This is a genomic window from Massilia orientalis, assembly GCF_030411975.2.
In the GTDB taxonomy this organism is placed as follows: Bacteria; Pseudomonadota; Gammaproteobacteria; order Burkholderiales; family Burkholderiaceae_D; genus Telluria; species Telluria orientalis.
The window spans coordinates 336601-355376 of record NZ_JASNRB020000005.1; the positions used below are offsets into that span (position 1 = coordinate 336601).

Consider the following 18776-nt stretch of genomic DNA (forward strand, 5'->3'; position numbering starts at 1 on the left):
ACAGGCCTCTCCTTATGATCGAAGCACAAGAAGTCCGCAAGCACTTCGGCGCCGTGCAGGCGCTGGGAGGCGTCAGCTTCACGGCGCGCGACGGCCACATCACCGCGCTGCTGGGGCCCAACGGCGCCGGCAAGACGACCCTGCTGCGCACCCTCGTCGGGATGCTCAAGCGCGACCACGGGACCATCGCCATCGACGGCATCGACCCGGAACGCGACCCGCTCGCCGTGCGCGCCAACATCGGCTTCCTGACCGACCAGTTCGGGCTGTACGAGCGCCTGTCCACGCGCGAATACCTCACCTATTTCGGCGAGTTGAACGGCATGGACGGACGCGCACTCGCCGCGCGCATCGACGAGGTCTCGGAAATGCTCGCGATGGACGACATCCTGGAACGCCGCAGCAAAGGATTTTCTCAGGGCCAGCGCATCAAGGTGGCCCTCGCGCGCGCACTGCTGCACCGCCCGCGCCACCTGCTGCTGGACGAGCCCACGCGCGGCCTGGACGTGATGAGCACGCGCGCCGTGCGCCATGCGCTGTCCACGCTGCGCAAGGAAGGATGCTGCGTCGTGATGGCCACGCACGTGATGCAGGAGGTGAGTCATCTGTGCGACGACGTGATCGTCATCGCCAAGGGCCATACGGTGGCCCAGGGCACGCCGGACGACCTGTGCCGCCGCACCGGCATCGCCAACCTGGAAGACGCGTTCGTCCGCCTGGTCGGCACCGACGAAGGGATCGTCTCATGACCTCGAAATTCCTCGTCGTCTTCAAAAAGGAGTTCCGCGAATCGCTGCGCGACAAGCGCTCGCTCGGCCTCCTCGCCCTGTTCACGCTGATGTACCCGGTGCTGCTGGGCGTCCTGCTGCACCAGTGGATCGACCGCGCGACGAAGCCCGAGCGCGAAGGCATCGTGCTGGCCGTGATCGGCGGCGCGCAGGCGCCCACGTTGATGGCCCAGCTGAAGCAGAAGAACGTCACCGTGCGCGACACGCCGCCCATGGACGAAGCCGCGATCGGCGACCTGCTGCGCGCCCACAAGGCGGCGGCCGTGCTGCGCCTGCCCGGCAAGTACGCGAGCGACTACGCCGCGATGCGGCCCGCGCGCATCGAGCTGTGGTTCGACTCGTCGACGGAGCAGGATGGCCGGCGCGACGTCGAGGACGTGCTGAACGCCTACGGCGCCAACATCGCCAGCGCCCGGCTGCTGGCGCACGGCGTGTCGCCGGCCGCGCTGTCGCCCGTGCAGGTGCAGCGCTACGACACGGGCACGACGGCCGCGCGTTCGGCCGGCGTCATCGGCGGCATCCTCGGCTTCCTGTTCTTCCCCGCGTTCATCTGCGGCCTGTCCGCGGCGGTGGATTCCACGGCGGGCGAACGGGAACGGCGCTCGCTCGAAGTGCTGATGGCGCAACCCGTGCGCACGTGGGAACTCGTCGCCGGCAAGTGGCTCGCGGCCGCGGCGCTGGCCGTCATCGGCATCACGCTGGAGCTGATGCTGGCGCATGCGATCCTGTCGTGGATGCCGCTGGAAGAAATCGGCATGAGCTGGCGCGTGGGCTGGGGACGGCTGCTGCTCGTCTGCCTCGCGTCCGTGCCGCTGTCGCTGTTCGCGGCGGCCATGCAGATCGCGGTGGCGATGAACGCGCGCTCGTTCAAGGAGGCGCAGAGCGTGCTGTCGATCGTGATGCTGGTGCCGATGCTGCCGGGGCTCGCCGTGTCGATGCTGGAACTCAAAACGGCGTCGTGGATGTACCTCGTGCCGATGCTGTCGAACCAGACCCTGCTCCGCGAGACGGCGAAGGGCGGCGACATCGGCTTCCTGCCGTTCGTGCTGACGTTCCTGTGCTCCGCCCTCGCGGCGTTGGCGGCCGTCGCATTCGCCGCGTGGCGCATGAAGAGCGAGCGTTACGTGCTGGCCGTCTGAGGCGTTATCGGCACGGTGCGTCGCGCTGGCTTAGAATGAACGTCTTTACCTGTCAACAAAGCGGAGAAATCGATGGAAGTCAAAGTCAGCTGGAACGGACCCTCCGGGATGAGCTTCCGGGCCGAAACCGGCTCCGGCCACCTGGTGAACATGGATGGCGCCCCCGAGGGCGGCGGCCACAACCTGGCACCGCGCCCGATGGAAATGGTGCTGCTGGGTACCGGCGGCTGCACCGCCTACGACGTCGTGCTGATCCTCAAGCGCAGCCGGGAAGACGTGCGCGGTTGCGACGTCACGCTGAAGGCCGAGCGCGCCGAGACGGATCCGAAGGTGTTCACGAAGATCCACTTCCACTTCACCGTCACGGGCCGCAACCTCAAGGAGGCGACCGTCGAACGCGCGGTCAACCTGTCGCACGACAAATACTGCTCGGCGTCGATCATGCTGGCCAAGACGGCCGAGATCACGCACTCGTTCGAGATCGTCGAAGGCTGAGCCTCGGGCTCAGATGTAGTACGCCGTCGTGGTCATCACCTTGGCCATGGCGCGCATCGCGGCCTTGACCGGCAACGGCATCTCGGCCGCGCCCATTTCCTGCGCCTTCGCACCGTGTTCGATCTCGTCGTCGCGCATCTGCGTGACGATCGCGCGCGACTTCGCGTCCTGCGGCGGCAACTGGTCGAGGTGGCTGTTCAGGTGCGCCTCGACCTGGCGCTCCGTCTCCACGACGAAGCCGAGGCTGACGGCGTCGCCCAGGCGCGACGCGACTGTCCCCAGCGCATAGGCGCCGGCATACCACAGCGGATTCAACAGGCTCGGCTGCGAACCCAGTTCGGCCAGGCGTTCGGCCGTCCAGGCCAGGTGGTCTTCTTCCTCGCGTCCGGATTTGGCGAACTGCGTGCGCATGGCCTGCGTCGACGCACGGCGGCCCTGGGCATCGTACAGCGCCTGGGCGCACACTTCGCCCACGTGGTTCACGCGCATCAGGCCGGCGCTGTGACGCTGTTCCTGGGTATTCAATTCGCAGTCCGGGGCAGAAACGCCCGGATTCGGCCGTGCGGCCTTCGCCACGCCGCCCACGACGCGCAAGGCCTTGTCGAAGCCGACGATCAGGTGGTCAAGAGGGTTGATGGTGCGGGTTGTCATGAGGGACCTTCTTCCAGCTTGTTGTTCGATAACCCGAATTATATGCCCTCGCCCGCCGTCCCTTCCTCACGTGTCTCTCGGGCACGCTTCTGCGCCTCCAGCCAGTCGTGCACGGGCCCTTCCACCTCCAGCTTCGAGATGTTTTTCGCGACGCCCAGGTTCAGCTCCAGCAGGAACGGAATCGAATCCGGCGGCACGTCGGTGCACGTGCTCGTGAACGCGGTCATGAAGCGCTCGGATTGCACGACCGGCAACACGTCCTTGCCGCTCATGAATTGCAGGACGCTCGTGATCGTGTGCCCGCCGCCGATCGTGTGGTAGATGAACCGGTTGAACTCGCGGTCCACGGTCTTGAAATCGATGGTTTCCTTCGTCATCAGGTTGGCCAGGTAGTAAAGGCCGACGGCGACACGGAACCAGTCCGTCGACTCGGCACGGGTGCGGCCCTGGCGCATAACGGCCAGGATGTTGTCCTTGTTGATGAGAGTATCCATAAGGCCATTATGCATCTTCTTGCCGGGCCAGGATATCACCGGCAATGTTGCCAGAATAGACATGAGTCGTTCCACGCTGTATGCTGGCCTGCATCCTGCTCCCGCTTTTCTGCACTCTGGACTTGTGAAAATGCCGTGTGTCGCACCGCCGCTGCCGGGTCGGCTCCTTTTTAATACAATGCAACAGTCATGAAATACGTGCATTGTCACGAGCAATGGAGTCTCCATGGAATTACAAATCCGCAACTTGTCCAAGACCTATGCCAATGGCGTGGTCGCGCTGGACAGGGTCTCGCTGAGCATCCCGCCGGGGATGTTCGGCCTGCTCGGCCCCAACGGCGCCGGCAAGTCGACCCTGATGCGGATCCTCGCCACCCTGCAGGAATGCGACAGCGGCTCCGTCTTCCTGGACGACATCGACGTACTGGACGAAAAGGATGAAGTGCGCCGCCTGCTGGGCTATCTGCCGCAGGATTTCGGCGTGTACCCGAAAGTGACTGCCTACGAACTGCTCGACCATTTCGCGCAACTGAAAGGCTTGGCGCAGCGCCACCGCCGGCGCGAAGTCGTCGACGCGCTGCTGCAGCAGACCAATCTGTTCGAGGTGCGCAACCAGAAGATGGGCACCTTCTCCGGCGGCATGCGCCAGCGCTTCGGCATCGCCCAGGCGCTGCTCGGCGACCCGCAACTGATCATCGTCGACGAGCCGACGGCCGGCCTCGACCCGCAGGAACGGGTGCGCTTCCACAACCTGCTGTCCGACATCGGCGAGGACAAGACCGTGATCCTGTCCACGCACATCGTGTCCGACGTGGCCGACCTGTGCGCCAACATGGCGATCATCAACAAGGGCCACGTGCTGCTGTGCGGCGAGCCGGTGCGCCTCATCGAAGGCATCGAGGGCAAGATCTGGGCGCGGGTCGTCGGCAAGGCCGACCTGCCCGCGTTCCAGAAGCGCCACACCGTCATCTCCACGCGCCTGCTGTCGGGCCGCACCCTGATCCACGTGTACGCGGACCGCTATCCCGGCGACGACTTCGAGCCGATCCACCCGACCCTGGAAGACGTCTACTTCGCCACCATCGCCGGCCGCCACAACGACATGGCCGGGAACTGCTGATTCATGGGTGCGCTCCTCGCCATCGCCGGCTTCGAGGCCCGGCAGCGCCTGAAGCTGCTGTCGACCTGGGTGTATTTCCTTGCCTTTTTCGCGCTGGCCCTGCTGTGGATGGCCGCCGCGGGCGGCGTCTTCAAGGAAGCCTTCGTCTCGTTCGGCGGCCGCGTGCTGATCAACGCGCCGCGCCAGATCGCGCTGAGTGCGGCGTTCCTCGGCTCCCTCGGCGTCATCGTCGTCGCCGCGATGATGGGCCGCTCGGTGCAGCAGGACTTCGAATACGAGATGCACCACTTCTTCTTCAGCGCCCCGATCCCGAAGTACGCGTACGTGTTCGGACGCTTCCTCGGCGCGCTGGCGACGCTCGCCGTCGTGTTCTCGGCCATCCTGTTCGGCACCCTGCTGGGGGCCGCGCTGCCCGGCATCGATCCCGCCCGCCTGGGGCCGTATTCCGTCGCGGGCTACCTGCTGCCCTACTTCCTCACCCTGCTGCCGAACCTGTTCATCTTCGGCGCCATCTTCTTCGTGCTCGCGGCGCTCACGCGGCGCATGCTGCCCGTGTACGTCGCCAGCGTCGTCATGCTGATCGGGTACATCGTCGCGCCGTCGCTGGCGCGCGACCTCGATTACAAGACGCTCGCCGCGCTGATCGATCCGTTCGGCACGACGGCGCTGATCCGCCTCACCGAGTACTGGAACCTCACGGAGCGCAACACGCTGCAGGTCCCGTTTGCAGGCGTCTATCTGCTCAATCGCGCCATCTGGTCGCTGTTCTCGCTCGTCGTCCTGCTGCTCGGCTACTGGCGCTTCAGCTTCGTGTCCACGCCGGCCGGCCGGCGCGGCCAGGCGCGGCCCGAACCGGAAAGCGCGCCGCAAGCGCCGGCCGGCATGGCCGACCTGCACGAGCCGCCCGATTTCGCCGCGCGCAACCTCGCCGTGCTGCTGGCCAGGTCGAGCTGGATGAATCTGCGCGAGGCCGTCAAGAACGTCTACTTCGCCGTGATCGTCCTGGCCGGCATGCTGACCCTCATCGTCAGCTCGCTGGACCTGGGCGCGATCTACGGCACGAAAACGTACCCGGTCACCTACATGGTGCTGGAACTCATACGCGACGTGTTCGCGCTGTTCGTCCTCATCGTCACGACGTTCTATGCGGGCGAGATGGTGTGGCGCGAGCGCGAGGCGCGCATGGCGCAGATGATGGACGCGCTGCCCGTCCCGAGCTGGCTGCCGCTGGCCGCCAAGACCATCGCCCTCGTCGGCCTGCAGGTCCTGCTGCTGCTGGCCGCGATGGTGTGCGGGATGGGCATCCAGCTGGCGCACGGCTACCTGACCCTGGAACCGGGCCTGTACCTGGCGACGCTGTTCGGCATCCTGCTGCCCCGCTACGTGCTGCTGGCCGTGCTGGCGATCGCCGCGCAGGCCATCCTGAACCATAAATACCTCGCGTACTTCGCGCTGGTCACGTATTACGTCATCACGCTGTTCCTCGGCGGCTTCGGCCTCGACCACCCGATGCTCGTGTACGGCGCGCTGCCGGACATCACCTATTCCGCGATGAACGGCTTCGGCCACTACCTGCCGCTGCAGCGCACCCTGCAAATCTACTGGGGCGGCGCGGCGATCATCCTGTTCACCGCCGCGCTCGTGCTGTGGCCGCGCGGCGTGAGCGACAGCTTCGCCGAACGCCTGCAGCTGGCCCGCCGGCGCCTGACGCCGGGCGTGCTCGCCGGCTTCGCGGCCGGCATCCTCGTGTTCGCGGCCAGCGGCGGCCTGCTGTGGTACAACCTCGTCCACCTCGGCACCTACCAGACGGCGTGGCACAAGGAACAGGTGCGCGCCGACTACGAGCTGCGCTACAAGCGTTTCGCCAAATTGCCGCAGCCGCGCATCACCGACGTCGGCCTGCAGGTCGACATCCATCCCGATACCCGCATGCTGAAGGTCCACGGCTTCTATCAACTGGAAAACCGGACGGCTTCTCCGATCCGCGACGTCATCCTGTTCCAGAAGCCCGGCCCCGACTTCCGTCCGCGCTTCGCGCAGGCGGCGCGGCTGCTGCGCGCCGATCCGCAGCACGGCTTTTATCACTACCTGCTGGCGTCTCCCCTGCAGCCGGGCGCGCGCACGGCGCTGGAATTCGACCTGCTGGACGCGCCGGGCGGCGTGCTGGGCCTGGGCCGCGACACGGCCGTCGTCGGCAACGGCACCTTCTTCAGCAATGAGGTGCTGCCGCACGTGGGCTACCAGCGCACGGTCGAGCTGGAGGACGACCGCGACCGCAAGCGCCACGGCCTCGCGCCGCGCGAACGCATGGCCGCGCACGAGAACGAAGCGGCGCGCGCGAACAGCTACATCGCCAACGACGCCGACTGGATCCGCTTCGACGCCGTCGTCAGCACGAGCCCGGACCAGACCGTGGTCGCGCCGGGCATGCTGGAGCAGGAATGGATGAGCGGCGGCCGGCGCTGGTTCCATTACAAGGCCGACAAACCCGTCCTGAATTTTTATACGTTCCAGTCGGCCCGCTACGAAGTGCGCCACGACCGCTGGCAGGACGTGACGATCGACGTCTACTACCACCCCGGCCACGAATTCAATGTCGACCGCATGATCCGCGGCGCCAAGGCGGCCCTGGAATACGGCACGAAGCACTTCAGCCCCTACCAGAACCGCGAACTGCGCATCGCGGAATTCCCCCGCTACGCGTCGTACGCGCAGGCGGCGCCGGGCACGATCCCGTTCTCGGAAAGCGTCGGCTTCATCGCCAAGGTCGATCCGGACTCGCGCAAGGATATCGACTACCCGTACTACGTCAGCGCGCATGAGGTGGGCCACCAGTGGTGGGCGCACCAGATCGTCGGCGCCGACATGCGCGGCGCGACCGTGCTGTCGGAAAGCCTGGCCGAATACACGGCGCTGATGTCGATGAAGAACACGCTGGGCTCCGGCAAGATGCGGCGCTTCCTGCGCTACGACCTCGAGGAATACCTGATGGGCCGCGCGCGCGAGAACAAGAAGGAGCTGCCGCTCGCGCAGAACGAGAACCAGAGCTACATCCACTACCACAAGGGCAGCCTCGCGATGTATCTGCTGCAGGACCTGGTCGGCGAGGATGCCGTCAACGGCGTGCTGCACGGCCTGCTGCTGGAGTATGCGTACAAGGGGCCGCCGTATCCGACCGTCGCGACGCTCGTCGAGCGCCTGCGCGGCGTCACGCCACCGGACAAGGCCTACCTGATCGACGACCTGTTCGAATCCATTGTCCTGTACGAAAACCACGTCGACGGCGCGACGGCGCATCGCCGCCCGGACGGCAAATACGAGGTCGAGATCCGCGCCACCGCGGGCAAGGTGCGCGCCGGCGACCAGGGCGAGGAACAGCCGCAACAGCTGCGCGACTACATCGAATTCGGCGTGGATGACGAGGCGGGCAACCCGCTCGCGCGCGAGCGCAGGCTCGTGACGCAGGCCGACCAGCGGGTCGTCCTGGTGGTCGCCGGCCGCCCCGCACGGGCCGGTATCGACCCCGACAACAAGCTGATTGACAGGAAACCGACAGACAACATGCAGCCTGTCGACATGCACTGAACTTCACGTTATGATCTGGTCACAATATCCTGCTAGGAGACCTTCATGCCTATCGTCGCCGAACTGGCCGCCCAGATCCAGCAATTGTCCGCCCAGGACAGGCACGAGCTGTTACGGCTGCTGATGGTGGACAGCGACGACGGCGACCAGGATGCCGACGAAGCCTGGCGCAACGAGATCGTGCGCCGCGTGAAGGCGATCCGCAACGGCGAAGCGGCCATCCGCGCACTGCAGGACGACTGGCGCGAATAACGCCGGCGCTGAAGATAAAAAAACCGCGATGCCGGATGGGTCGCGGTTTTTTTATCGTCATTCCCGCGAAGGCGGGAATCCATACTGAGTTCCGGAACTCGATGCATGCGCAATAAAGCAGATGCTTCGAATTCTGTACGTCAGCATGGGTCCCCGCCTTCGCGGGGACGACGTGATGTGTTTATTCGCCCGCGACCGCCTTCTTGGACGCCGTCGCGCGCTTCGCCGGTGCCTTGCGGGCCGCGGCCGTCTTGGCCGGGGCCTTGGTCGCAGCAGCCTTGGCCGCCGGCTTTGCCGCAGCCTTGCGCGCGGCCGGTTTGGCGGCCGCCGCCTCCGCGCCGCTGTCGGCACCGTCACCCTCGTCCTTCGCCTTCGCGCCCGGCTTGGCCTTGCGCTCCTCGAACTCGAAGCTGATCTTGCCGTCCTTGCCACGCACGAGGAAGGCCTTGAACGAACGGCGGGTACGCTGCGACACGAAGCCCGGCAGCAGATCGGTCTTGCCGTCGTTCAGCAGCTTGGCCATCTGCTCCGGCAGGATTTCCTGCTGGAGGATGATGCGGCTGCTGCGGAAGTCGCAGGTCTTCGGCTTGGCCACCGTGTGCTCGCAGACGTACGCGAGGCCCATCTCGTAGACGTTGCCGGTGCATTTCGGGCACGGGCCGAGCGGGGTCTGGCCGGTGAAGTCGACGCCCTCGCCGTCCTCGCCTTCGTCCTGGTCCTGGCCGAAGTCGAACTCCAGCTTGTAGTTGTGGATGTCCTCGTCGCGCACGATGCGCAGGATCGCGGCGAACGGGCGGCCCATCTTCGAGCGGAAGCCCTGCAGCGGGCCGATCGTGCGGTTGGCCAGCAACTCCTCGACTTCCTCGATCTCGAACTGGCGGCCGCCCGGCACCTTGCTCATCGAGAAATCGCACTTGGTGCACGCGAAGCGGCGGTAGTTTTCCTTGACGACGCCGCCGCAGTTCGGGCACGGCGTGCGCAACGTCGCGTACTCGCCCGGGATCGTGTCGTTGTTGTATTCCTTGGCGCGCTTGACGATGATCTCGGTCATCTCGGCGATCTCGCGCATGAATTCTTCGCGCGAAATCTGGCCCTTTTCCATCTGCGACAGCTTGTGTTCCCACTCGCCCGTCAGTTCCGGCGCCGTCAATTCGTTCACGCCCAGGCCGCGCAGCAGGGTCATCAGCTGGAACGCCTTGGCCGTCGGGATCAGCTCGCGCCCTTCGCGCAGCAGGTATTTTTCCGTCAGCAGGCCTTCGATGATCGCCGCGCGCGTGGCCGGCGTGCCGAGGCCCTTGCCGGCCATCGCGTCGCGCAGTTCGTCGGAATCGACCAGCTTGCCGGCACCTTCCATCGCCGACAGCAGCGTTGCTTCGTTGTAGCGCGCGGGCGGTTTGGTGACGAGGCCGTTGGCGTTAACCTTTTCGGTGAGCACCTTCTCGCCCTTCGCCACCGGCACGAGGCTGGCGCCGTCCTTGTCGTCGCCCGTCGTGTCCTTGCCGTACACGGCCAGCCAGCCGGGGTTCGTCATGACCTTGCCTTCGGTCTTGAACTGGTGCCCTTCCACTTCCGTGTAGCGGGTCGTGACGAGGAATTCCGCGGCCGGGAAGAACACGGCCATGAAGCGGCGGGTGACGAGGTCGTACAGTTTCTGTTCCGGCTCGGACAGGTTCTTCGGCACGACGCCGGTCGGGATGATCGCGAAGTGGTCCGAGATCTTGCTGTTGTCGAAGATGCGCTTGTTCGGCTTGACCCAGCCCTTGTCCAGGATCTGCTTGGCGAACTGGTGGTAGTTCGAATTGCCTTTCAACACTTCCAAGGTCGACTTGACGGTGTCCAGGTAGTCTTCCGGCAGCGCGCGCGCATCGGTACGGGGATAGGTCAGCACCTTGTGCTTTTCGTACAGCGCCTGGGCCAGGCCCAGCGTGTTCTTGGCCGAGAAGCCAAAGCGGCCGTTGGCCTCGCGCTGCAGCGACGTCAGGTCGAACAGCGCGGGCGCCATCGACGTCGTCGGTTTCGATTCCTCGGTGACGTTACCTTGCTTGCCCATGCAAGCGGCGACGATCGCTTCCGCGTCGACCTTAGACCACAGGCGCTCGGCGCGTTTTTCCGGGTCGGCGTCGTCCTTCTTGAACTTCGTGTCGAGCCAGCGGCCCTCGTACATGCCGGCCCCGGCGCGGAATTCCGCGCGCACTTCCCAGTAATCGCGCGGAACGAATTTCTTGATCTTCTCTTCGCGCTCGACGACGATCGACAGCGTCGGCGTCTGCACGCGGCCCACGGTCGTCAGGTAGAAGCCGCCCTCTTTCGAGTTAAACGCGGTCATCGCACGGGTGCCGTTGATGCCGATCAGCCAGTCCGCTTCCGAGCGGCAACGTGCGGCATCGGCGAGCGGCAGCATTTCCTTGTCGCTGCGCAGGTGGGCGAAGCCGTCGCGGATCGCGGTCGGCGTCATCGACTGCAGCCACAGGCGCTTGACAGTCTGCTTGGCCTTGGCGTTCTGGGCGATCAGGCGGAAGATCAGTTCACCTTCGCGGCCCGCGTCGCATGCGTTGATCAGGGTGTCGACATCCTTGCGCTTGATCAGCTTGTTCAGCACTTTGAGGCGCGACTCGGTCTTCGCGATGGGATTCAGCGCGAAGTACGGCGGAATCATCGGCAGGTGCGTAAAACTCCATTTGCCGCGCTTGACGTCGTATTCCTCGGGCACCGCGATCTCGAGCAGGTGGCCGACGGCGGACGACAGGACGTATTCGTCGGATTCGAAATACTCATCGTGCTTGGTAAAGCCGCCGAGCGCCTTGGCGATGTCGTTCGCCACGGAGGGTTTTTCGGCAATGATGAGGGCTTTGGTCATATATAGGTTTCTCGTACTTGTTCTTGGCTGGCTCGCGCATCATACATGAGCCGCAAGCATGGACGGCTCGGTAAGCAGGCCGCTTGTTGTCTTATTGTTGGCTTATTGGTAACAGTTGACAGTTAGCGGCCAATGATAAGCGGGTTGCCGCGCACTCCGCAAGTAGACTGTGCCCGCGTGCGCCTTGCGCCAACCCGGCTAGCCTGCTCCACAAAATACGCTTGATATTGCTTTGACGCAAGAAAACCGGTCCTTTGCCTGATACTGGTGATGCTAGTGACATAAGGGACCTCGAGAAACCAGCACGAGCGGCCGCGATGTTGCACGAGAAGTGATCTGTACAAAAGTATAGTGAGTATCGCGTGCGGCAGCGCAACGCGTAACTGATATTCGGCGTTCTTTTCAGGCATAGACGTGCTGCCGACAGGAACGAAAGGCTATGTTCGCACTAGTTATGTGAACTGCCGTTCGCTGTAGAGGCCCCACGCATCATCGACTTAACTCATGAGGAGTGGCGATGCGCAGCTAGACGTTCGACGAACTGTTCGTCATGCTGTCGGCGGTTGCCTTGTCCGCAGCCGACCGGGTCCGGGAGCATCGCCCATCCGGCCGCGTGCGCTGCGTTGATCGAGCAGGCGGCGGCAGGACGGCCGTGTCCGCACTGGGGCTGCGCGAAGAGACATCGCTGCGGTTAGGCGAGCAGCCTGCAGCGCTTCCGCTGTCTCGATTGCGGCTGAAGTCATAACGCGCTATATGGACGCCGCTGGCAAGGTTGCGCAAGAAAGAGCGTTGGTTACCTTACCTGCAACGCGTGCTCGAATCGCGTACAGTCCGCGACGCCGCGCACGTGGTCGGGGTACATGCATGACCAGTTTTCGTTGGCATCATCGCTTCTTGCCCAGCGCCATACGTGACCGGTCGCGGACGCTGGCGGCAATCGTCGAGGCGGTTGAGATGTACAGGCTGGAATCGCAAAAGGACTCGCACAAGCTGGTGCGCCGGCCGGGGAAACGTAGTGGCGTGGCGAAGAAGCGGGGAATCAACAGGGAGCATGACTACCTGCTCATCGCGCGCGACCACAGCGGCAGCACGCTCGACTTCCTCACAGGGCCGGGACAGATGACGGTGGTGCAATTGCACGCCTCAAGCCGGTGCTGCCGGCCGACGTGCTGCTCATCAAGTTCAGGATATAAAAGCCTGACACAGCCGCTTCAAAAGCTGGCTGATACGGCTTCGCGGGGTGCGAGTCGTTACCTGATGGAGGTGTCAGGAATTTTGTGTGCTGAGGTCGGTTTAAAAAATCTCAGTACAGTGCATTCGTGAACCGTTCGCCAAACAAGACGGCGAATTGGTTTGCCGCCTGCTTCCACGTGATGGGTGGCATCTTCCAGTCTTTCTCGATGTTGTGCAAGGCCAGGTAGAGCAGCTTGCTGGCTGCCTCGTCGGTCGGAAAGTGCCCGCGATTTTTGACGATCTTCCGAAGTTGCATGTGCATGCGTTCGATGGCATTGGTCGTATAGATGATTTTTCGTACGGCTGGTGGGTAGGCAAAGAAAGGAATCATCTGTTCCCATTGACGCTGCCACATGGCTGTCACCGTCGGGAACTTCTGGCCCCACTCGCCTTGCGCAAATTCCTGCAGGGCCGCTGCGGCCGCGTCTGCTGTAACAGCTTGATAGACCGGCTTAAGCGCGGCAGCCAGAGACTTGCGATCCTTCCAACTGGCCAGGCTGAGCGAATTGCGGATCAGGTGCACGATGCAGTTCTGGATCTGGGCCTGAGGATAAACGGCTTCGATCGCCTCCGGGAAGCCGCGCAGGCCATCCACGACAGCAATCAGCACATCGTCCAAACCACGATTCTTCAGCTCGTTAAAAACCTTGAGCCAGAACTTGGCGCCTTCGGTCTGTTCGATCCAAAGGCCCAGCACTTCCTTCTTGCCGTCGGCCTTGATGCCCAACGCCAGGTACACCGCCTTGTTCTTGACGGTGCCTTCGTCACGGATTTTCAGCCGACTCGGCGTCCTTGTTCTGAACTTGGGCCAGCAGTTGATCGATCAGTTCATCCGGAAACAGCTTGGGCGCTTTCGGTTTCTTGGGCTTCTTGGTAGGGCTCATTACTTCGGTCATCGTGAATCCTTATCGGTATCATCTCATGACCTCATGCCACACAGAAAATCTGACAGGCTCTACCTGATCCATTATTCGGGAAGGCAGCGCATCCTTGAAACACATTACCTGACGACGCCCGCGCATCTGCTCTGCGCCGAGGCCCTGCTTGGCGAGACGGTCAGGCTACGTACTCAACGCGAACACAGCCTTTAATTAGGTTCTTCACGGCTTTCCGGGAAATGCGGCTTTGACCTTCAGGAAGAAGGCGCTGTCCCGGCAGCCGCTGACCATCCGTCTCGTCACCTTGATGCGATTATTAATGCCTCCGAACTGACCGATATGCATGGGCCAACGCAATCTGGGCACGATACTGCACCAAATCGGCCAATTCCTGAGGCTCTTGGGCGACCCCCATCTTTTATCTGCATGTCAAAGCGCCGCGCACTGGCACAACGTGGAGAGATCGAACCGGAATCCCAAGAAATTAAGCAGATATGCAAGTAAAGGCCACATTACGCAATAATTTCCATAATGCAACCCATCGATGTCAAAGGCGTAATTACGCACGTTCACAACACAATATTAAATTTCGTTGTCGTGAAAATTGGATAGAAAATTCACACATTTGACGTTGTATAGTAGCCGCATCATGAAGATCTGTAAAATTTTTTTGAATTTGAATAACCCGCTATCTATACAAAGGAGATTTAGAATAATTTCACATTCAATAATTTCCAAACATAGGACTATTGATTAAATTCAGCAAATATGAAATATAACTTGGGCAACACTCAAGCAAAATACCTTAAATATATTCTTCCACTAGTCCTAACTGCCTGTGCAATTGACCCCGCAGCTTCCGATAATTATGTAGGACTTGGCACAAGCCCGATAGGAAAACGCCTTAGGTTCTCACTTTTTCTAGGTGAGTCTATGGTTGATGAGTCAATCAGCAATATGGTCAATATTCCTCAAGTACTGAGTCAAACTGATAAGCGCCCACCTTTGGAGAAGCTAGGTTTTAAATGCGACCAGGAAAGAACAGTTATTTGCACATATGATGGCAGTGCAACTTCTGTCATCACTGACCGGAACAGGACCGAAAGTTTTAAGACCAGTGTCCATATTGAAGCTTTCATAGAAAAAAATGTTGTGAAAGTCAGAAGCAAAATCATAAAAACCAACTTCTAAATGGAGAGAGAATGCAAATTATTGAGGCAGTAAATTCGGTTGCCGCAGTTGGAGCCCACGAGTTTTTTATCCTTATGGACGACAACGGAAATATTGTCGGCCAGCTTAATGGTTTCGCAGTTGGCTCAGATGGCATCCCGAAAGTCACAAATATATCGGGACAACTTCAAGTGCGTTCAGATTACGGATCTATCATTGACAGCAGCACAATAATGAAGTCTGTCGTCTCTGGCACTCAAGAGCAGATGATGCAAATCTGGAATACTGGAAAAGCGTGTGGCGATGCGATAAATCAGCAACAGATGAGCTACAATCTTCTAGATATCGGAGGCAAAAACAGTAATGCGGCCTTCTCGACATTAGCGACTTGCATGAAGCTTCCAGATCTTGATCTTACGGGCGCATTCACCGCAGTCCCCGGACTTCACGATATCATTTTACCTGCCAATACTATTAAAGCGATTCAAGACCAACACGGTCTTAACGGCACTACTGCGCCATCTGCCGGTGGTGGGGAACACTCTGGCGGTCCAGGCGGAGTGCCCGGAGGCGTTTCAGGCTCAGGGTCTGCTGGCGGGGGGAGCAGTGGCGGTGGTGGCGGCGGGCATTGGCAATATCCTATTGCCGAACATTCGATCAAGCCTTCCCCCTCTGACACCACGATCCCTGGGGGTGATTCGCATGTAACTATAGTTGGCTTGTCAACCCATGTTGCAGATGTACATGCCTTCGCTTAAACGCATTGTCTAGTTACATCGTAACTCGTGCTACAGGAAATAAGGGCATGCGCATCGCTTACGATGTGCTGCGTCATGAGGCCGCTTGGATAGTCTGCAAAACGTGAAGTGCCACTACTGCATTTGATGTTCAATTAATTGCGCTGACTATCATAGTTGCCGGGTATGATTGCCATGCAGTCTCGTAGGGCTCGTCCCAAGCGCCTCGCCTAGCTTCATGACGAGGCGCATTCCTATCTGCAGTCAGAACGACGAATTCGCTCTTCCCGACAATTCGTCAAGGCACCAAAAGCTTGCTACAAAATAAAAATGCTAGTCAGCCTAACTGACTAGCATCAGGCTGTAGCCCGTTCATGCCTGACCGATCCCTATTGAAATCAATGCAGCAGGCGTGGCGCCGCATCTTCCTCGTCCGACCCGAACAGGTCGTCGAACATCAGCGCGTCCGGCTCCTTGCCCTGGCTCCACAGGAGCATCAGGACGATGATCTTCAGCTTGCCCAGCGTGACAGGCGATTCGTCCAGCGCCAGCGCGCGTTCGATGACGATCTCGCGCTGCGACGCGGTCAACAGGCCGGCCAATTCCAGGAACTGGATGAAGCCGACGGCGGCACTGCCGAGCGTATCGACTTCCTGGGCGATATAAAAGCGCGTGCCGCTCGATTCGAGGGCCGGATTGGTAGTCCCGGCCATTTCCGTCAGGCCATTCAGCCAGTCCAATGCCTCGGAAATTTCGACATCGTCGAAACCGACGGCAGACAGCTTGCGTGCCAGGGCAGCCGGCTCGGGGCAGGCATCGGGACGATAATACGTCTCGTAAAGATAGACTAGGATGTCGAACATGGTGACGCTACTGTAGCAGCTAAGCTCCGTGCGGCACAAGTGCGTCACGTGCTCCACTGCCGTGCGGAAACATCAGCGTTGTTTATCGGCCTTATCGCCTTCGCCACCCTATTTTCCGCTCATTATCCCTTCCATATCCTCTGGATGAGGCCTCCCGGCAGCCGTTCGAGACGCCCTGACAACTCCAGCACGAGCAGGCGCGCGGCCAGTTCTCCGGGGCTACAGCCGAGGCGCGCCAGCAATATGTCGGGTTCGACGGGGTCGTGGCCGAGGGCGTCCAGCAGCGCGGCGTCCGCCGGCATGCTGGAGTGCCTGGCGGCACTGTTATCGATCTTGGTATCTGTTAACGACATATCTGGCGGGGGTAGCCGGGCCGCTTGCTGCGCCACCAGCGGCGACAGCGCGAGCGCTTCCAGCACGTCCCGCGCCGTGTCGACGAGCTTCGCGCCTTCGCGGATCAGCATGTGGCAACCCTTGGCCAGCGCGGCGTGGATGGAGCCGGGAATCGCGAACACGTCGCGTCCCTGCTCGGCCGCCTGGCGCGCCGTGATCAGCGAGCCGGACCGCACCGCCGCCTCCACGACGAGCACGCCGGCCGCAAGGCCGCTGATGATCCTATTCCGCTTCGGGAAATTGCCCGGCAGGGGCGGCGTGCCGATCGGATATTCGCTGACGATGCAGCCTTCCAGCGCGATGCGCTCGCACAGGTCGCGGTTGCGGGCGGGATAGGCGAGGTCCGCTCCGGTGCCGACGACGGCGACCGTCCCGCCGCAACGGCGCAGCGCGCCCTCGTGCGCGGCCGCGTCGATGCCGAGCGCGAGACCGGACACGATGCACAGGCCGGCACCGGATAACGCTTCCGCGAACGCCAGCGCATTCGCCCTGCCTTGCGCGCTGGCATTGCGGCTGCCGACGACGGCCAGGCACGGTCCCTCCAGCACATGGGGCAGTCCTCTAATATAAAGAAGCAAAGGCGGATCGGGGATCCGGGCCAGCAGGTCGGGATAGCCGGGCTCGCCCAGCGCGACGACGTGGTGGCCGGGCAGCGCAAGCCAGTCCAGCGTGGCATCGAGCAGTTTGCGGGTGGCATCGGACGGCGGTTGCAGTAGCGCGTGCGCCTGGGCCGGGTGCACGTGGGCGGCCAGCGCCGAATAGTCGGCGGCGAACACGGCGTCCGGGCTGCCGAACGCGTCCAGCAGTGCGGCGGCCGTGCGCGGTCCGATGCCGGCGGTGCGCTCCAGGCGGAGCCAGGCTGCCAGGGAAGAGGATCGTGCAGGCGCTGCGGAAAGGTCCGTGTCCTGCACGGTGGATTCACTCCGGTGATCGTGCGACGTCGCCGACCTGCACCGGCTGCGTCACCTGCATGACCAGTCCGTAAGAGACGTGGTCGAAAACCCGGAAGATGAACAGGTCGCCGTATTGCTCGTCCGGGAGCCTCAGTTTCGCCTTGCCGAACCCGAGGAAACCTTTGCTTTCCGGGTCCGTCACGGTCTGCCCGAGATGATAAAGCTGCAGCACGGCGCCGACATCGAGTCCGTCAAGCGTGCCCCGGTTGACAGTCACCACCTGGTTCTGCGACGCGAAATTCGATTCGGACGCGAGCGCCATCACGCGCGCCGCCACCGGCCGCGCGGGCGCGTGCGGGACATAGTTGCGCACGGGCGTGGGCGGCGTCGGCAACAGACGGTCGCCGACGCCCATTTCCTTCACGGAGCGGGTGACCGCGAACGTGTGGACGTCCGTGCCCGGCCCCGCTTCCTTCACGAGGCGGGCCGTGCCGACATACGCCGCTTCGTGGGCAACGACCTTGCCGGACTCCGGATCGACCAGTTCCTTGCCCGGCCGGAAGACCTGAAAACTGGTTGCGCCGTCGAGCGCGCCGCGCACATAGATGCGGTCGCCCTCGCCCAGGTACAGCCGGTCTTCCTGCGCGGCGACGATGCGCGCGGCATTCGCCAGTGCCTGCGCCTCGACGACGAGCGGCTGGGTCAGGAACGGTTCGATCACGCCGGCCGGAATCGCGGGCACGGCATTGTCCCGGCCGATATTTTCCGTGCGCAATTGCGGAGCGAGACGCACGAGGGGCGGCTCGCCGGCATCCGTGTCGCTGCCCGGCTTGTTCAGCGTCAGGCGGCCGCGGGCGCGATCGAAATAGACGACCTGGCCCGGATAGATCCAGTGCGGATTGCGGATCTCGTCGCGGTTCATGCCCCACACCTGGGGCCAGCACCACGGGTGCTCGAGGAAGGCGCCGGAAATGTCCCACAAGGTATCGCCCTTGACGACGACGTGCTGGTCGGGGGCATTCGGGCGGAAGGCGCAGTTCGTGGCGGCCTGGGCGGAAACGGCGGCGCAGGAGGCGAAAAGGGCCGCGGCGGCGGCGCGGATCGCGAGCGACCGGGCAACGCCTGTGCTAAAATTTTTCATTGGAGAGTCCGTAAAGTGCCGTATCGACACGGGTGCTACGCCACCTCGGCCGGCAACAACGCAGGAACCAGACGACTCTTCGACCGC

General features: G+C 62.5%; 16 protein-coding genes and 2 pseudogenes. 9 read left to right on the forward strand and 9 right to left on the reverse strand.

The genetic code is table 11. The features are described 5' to 3' along the window. The first annotated feature begins 14 nt into the window (after positions 1-14). The 3 genes from QPK29_RS10090 to QPK29_RS10100 all read left to right on the forward strand — a co-directional run bounded on the left by QPK29_RS10090 (position 15) and on the right by QPK29_RS10100 (position 2422). Positions 15-749, forward strand: coding sequence for an ABC transporter ATP-binding protein (locus QPK29_RS10090; protein ID WP_056122311.1), 735 nt, complete (start codon positions 15-17; stop codon positions 747-749). Then, on the forward strand, positions 746-1927 hold the full coding sequence (locus QPK29_RS10095; protein ID WP_371768789.1) for an ABC transporter permease: 1182 nt from the start codon (positions 746-748) through the stop codon (positions 1925-1927). The genes QPK29_RS10090 and QPK29_RS10095 overlap by 4 nt, the downstream gene beginning before the upstream one ends. Positions 1928-1999: 72 nt before the next feature. Then, positions 2000-2422, forward strand: a complete 423-nt coding sequence (locus tag QPK29_RS10100) for an OsmC family protein (protein ID WP_036235392.1) — start codon at positions 2000-2002, stop codon at positions 2420-2422. Between the two features lie 9 nt (positions 2423-2431). On the opposite strand, the gene coq7 is transcribed toward QPK29_RS10100, so the two are convergent. After that, complete coding sequence (gene coq7, locus QPK29_RS10105; protein WP_056122305.1) at positions 2432-3073, reverse strand: 2-polyprenyl-3-methyl-6-methoxy-1,4-benzoquinone monooxygenase; 642 nt, start codon at positions 3071-3073, stop codon at positions 2432-2434. A gap of 38 nt (positions 3074-3111) precedes the next feature. Beyond that, complete coding sequence (locus QPK29_RS10110) at positions 3112-3567, reverse strand: hypothetical protein (RefSeq protein ID WP_371768790.1); 456 nt, start codon at positions 3565-3567, stop codon at positions 3112-3114. 226 nt (positions 3568-3793) lie between these two features. Between QPK29_RS10110 and QPK29_RS10115 the strand changes: the two genes are divergently transcribed. From QPK29_RS10115 to QPK29_RS10125, 3 genes are read left to right on the forward strand one after another with little or no spacing between them, the layout of a single operon-like run. Further along, positions 3794-4687: an ABC transporter ATP-binding protein gene (locus tag QPK29_RS10115; protein WP_056122299.1), complete on the forward strand. Its 894-nt coding sequence runs from the start codon at positions 3794-3796 to the stop codon at positions 4685-4687. A gap of 3 nt (positions 4688-4690) precedes the next feature. Then, complete coding sequence (locus QPK29_RS10120) at positions 4691-8272, forward strand: ABC transporter permease/M1 family aminopeptidase (RefSeq protein WP_371768791.1); 3582 nt, start codon at positions 4691-4693, stop codon at positions 8270-8272. Between the two features lie 45 nt (positions 8273-8317). After that, positions 8318-8524, forward strand: a complete 207-nt coding sequence (locus QPK29_RS10125) for an addiction module protein (RefSeq protein WP_056122293.1) — start codon at positions 8318-8320, stop codon at positions 8522-8524. A gap of 181 nt (positions 8525-8705) precedes the next feature. Here the strand turns inward: QPK29_RS10125 and QPK29_RS10130 are convergent, their stop codons facing one another. Then, positions 8706-11381: a DNA topoisomerase III gene (locus tag QPK29_RS10130; RefSeq protein ID WP_371768792.1), complete on the reverse strand. Its 2676-nt coding sequence runs from the start codon at positions 11379-11381 to the stop codon at positions 8706-8708. 864 nt (positions 11382-12245) lie between these two features. Between QPK29_RS10130 and QPK29_RS10135 the strand changes: the two genes are divergently transcribed. Continuing rightward, entirely contained in the window at positions 12246-12704 is a 459-nt protein-coding gene (locus QPK29_RS10135) for a hypothetical protein (protein WP_371768793.1), read from the forward strand. On the opposite strand, the pseudogene QPK29_RS10140 reads toward QPK29_RS10135, so the two are convergent. The 3 genes and pseudogenes from QPK29_RS10140 to QPK29_RS10150 form a co-directional block, all read right to left on the reverse strand. Beyond that, positions 12685-13395 (reverse strand): annotated as a pseudogene (locus QPK29_RS10140) (IS256 family transposase); the annotation flags it as partial. The gene QPK29_RS10135 and the pseudogene QPK29_RS10140 sit on opposite strands and share 20 nt — an antisense overlap. Then, a complete protein-coding gene (locus QPK29_RS10145) occupies positions 13379-13510 on the reverse strand; it encodes a hypothetical protein (protein ID WP_371768794.1) in 132 nt (43 codons plus the stop codon). The gene QPK29_RS10145 and the pseudogene QPK29_RS10140, both read right to left, overlap by 17 nt. Positions 13511-13714: 204 nt before the next feature. Continuing rightward, positions 13715-13843: pseudogene (locus tag QPK29_RS10150) on the reverse strand (ISL3 family transposase); the annotation flags it as partial. A gap of 417 nt (positions 13844-14260) precedes the next feature. Here QPK29_RS10150 and QPK29_RS10155 point away from each other — a divergent pair. Both QPK29_RS10155 and QPK29_RS10160 read left to right on the forward strand, forming a co-directional pair. After that, complete coding sequence (locus tag QPK29_RS10155) at positions 14261-14683, forward strand: hypothetical protein (RefSeq protein WP_371768795.1); 423 nt, start codon at positions 14261-14263, stop codon at positions 14681-14683. 11 nt (positions 14684-14694) lie between these two features. After that, complete coding sequence (locus tag QPK29_RS10160) at positions 14695-15420, forward strand: hypothetical protein (RefSeq protein ID WP_371768796.1); 726 nt, start codon at positions 14695-14697, stop codon at positions 15418-15420. Positions 15421-15797: 377 nt separating this feature from the next. On the opposite strand, the gene QPK29_RS10165 is transcribed toward QPK29_RS10160, so the two are convergent. The 3 genes from QPK29_RS10165 to QPK29_RS10175 all read right to left on the reverse strand — a co-directional run bounded on the left by QPK29_RS10165 (position 15798) and on the right by QPK29_RS10175 (position 18689). Continuing rightward, on the reverse strand, positions 15798-16262 hold the full coding sequence (locus QPK29_RS10165; RefSeq protein WP_036235377.1) for a DUF494 family protein: 465 nt from the start codon (positions 16260-16262) through the stop codon (positions 15798-15800). Positions 16263-16384: 122 nt separating this feature from the next. After that, positions 16385-17566: a DNA-processing protein DprA gene (gene dprA / locus QPK29_RS10170; protein ID WP_371768797.1), complete on the reverse strand. Its 1182-nt coding sequence runs from the start codon at positions 17564-17566 to the stop codon at positions 16385-16387. A gap of 7 nt (positions 17567-17573) precedes the next feature. Further along, complete coding sequence (locus tag QPK29_RS10175; RefSeq protein ID WP_371768798.1) at positions 17574-18689, reverse strand: LysM peptidoglycan-binding domain-containing protein; 1116 nt, start codon at positions 18687-18689, stop codon at positions 17574-17576. Positions 18690-18776 lie beyond the last annotated feature (87 nt).

Coding starts and splice junctions, on each gene's coding strand:
- QPK29_RS10100 (WP_036235392.1), top strand. CDS start 2,000: ATGGAAGTCAAAGTCAGCTGGAACGGACCCTCCGGGATGAGCTTCCGG.
- QPK29_RS10165 (WP_036235377.1), bottom strand. CDS start 16,262: ATGTTCGACATCCTAGTCTATCTTTACGAGACGTATTATCGTCCCGAT.
- QPK29_RS10145 (WP_371768794.1), bottom strand. CDS start 13,510: ATGACCGAAGTAATGAGCCCTACCAAGAAGCCCAAGAAACCGAAAGCG.
- QPK29_RS10110 (WP_371768790.1), bottom strand. CDS start 3,567: ATGGATACTCTCATCAACAAGGACAACATCCTGGCCGTTATGCGCCAG.
- QPK29_RS10095 (WP_371768789.1), top strand. CDS start 746: ATGACCTCGAAATTCCTCGTCGTCTTCAAAAAGGAGTTCCGCGAATCG.
- QPK29_RS10175 (WP_371768798.1), bottom strand. CDS start 18,689: ATGAAAAATTTTAGCACAGGCGTTGCCCGGTCGCTCGCGATCCGCGCC.
- QPK29_RS10125 (WP_056122293.1), top strand. CDS start 8,318: ATGCCTATCGTCGCCGAACTGGCCGCCCAGATCCAGCAATTGTCCGCC.
- QPK29_RS10135 (WP_371768793.1), top strand. CDS start 12,246: ATGACCAGTTTTCGTTGGCATCATCGCTTCTTGCCCAGCGCCATACGT.
- QPK29_RS10090 (WP_056122311.1), top strand. CDS start 15: ATGATCGAAGCACAAGAAGTCCGCAAGCACTTCGGCGCCGTGCAGGCG.
- coq7 (WP_056122305.1), bottom strand. CDS start 3,073: ATGACAACCCGCACCATCAACCCTCTTGACCACCTGATCGTCGGCTTC.
- QPK29_RS10155 (WP_371768795.1), top strand. CDS start 14,261: ATGAAATATAACTTGGGCAACACTCAAGCAAAATACCTTAAATATATT.
- QPK29_RS10120 (WP_371768791.1), top strand. CDS start 4,691: ATGGGTGCGCTCCTCGCCATCGCCGGCTTCGAGGCCCGGCAGCGCCTG.
- QPK29_RS10160 (WP_371768796.1), top strand. CDS start 14,695: ATGCAAATTATTGAGGCAGTAAATTCGGTTGCCGCAGTTGGAGCCCAC.
- QPK29_RS10130 (WP_371768792.1), bottom strand. CDS start 11,381: ATGACCAAAGCCCTCATCATTGCCGAAAAACCCTCCGTGGCGAACGAC.
- QPK29_RS10115 (WP_056122299.1), top strand. CDS start 3,794: ATGGAATTACAAATCCGCAACTTGTCCAAGACCTATGCCAATGGCGTG.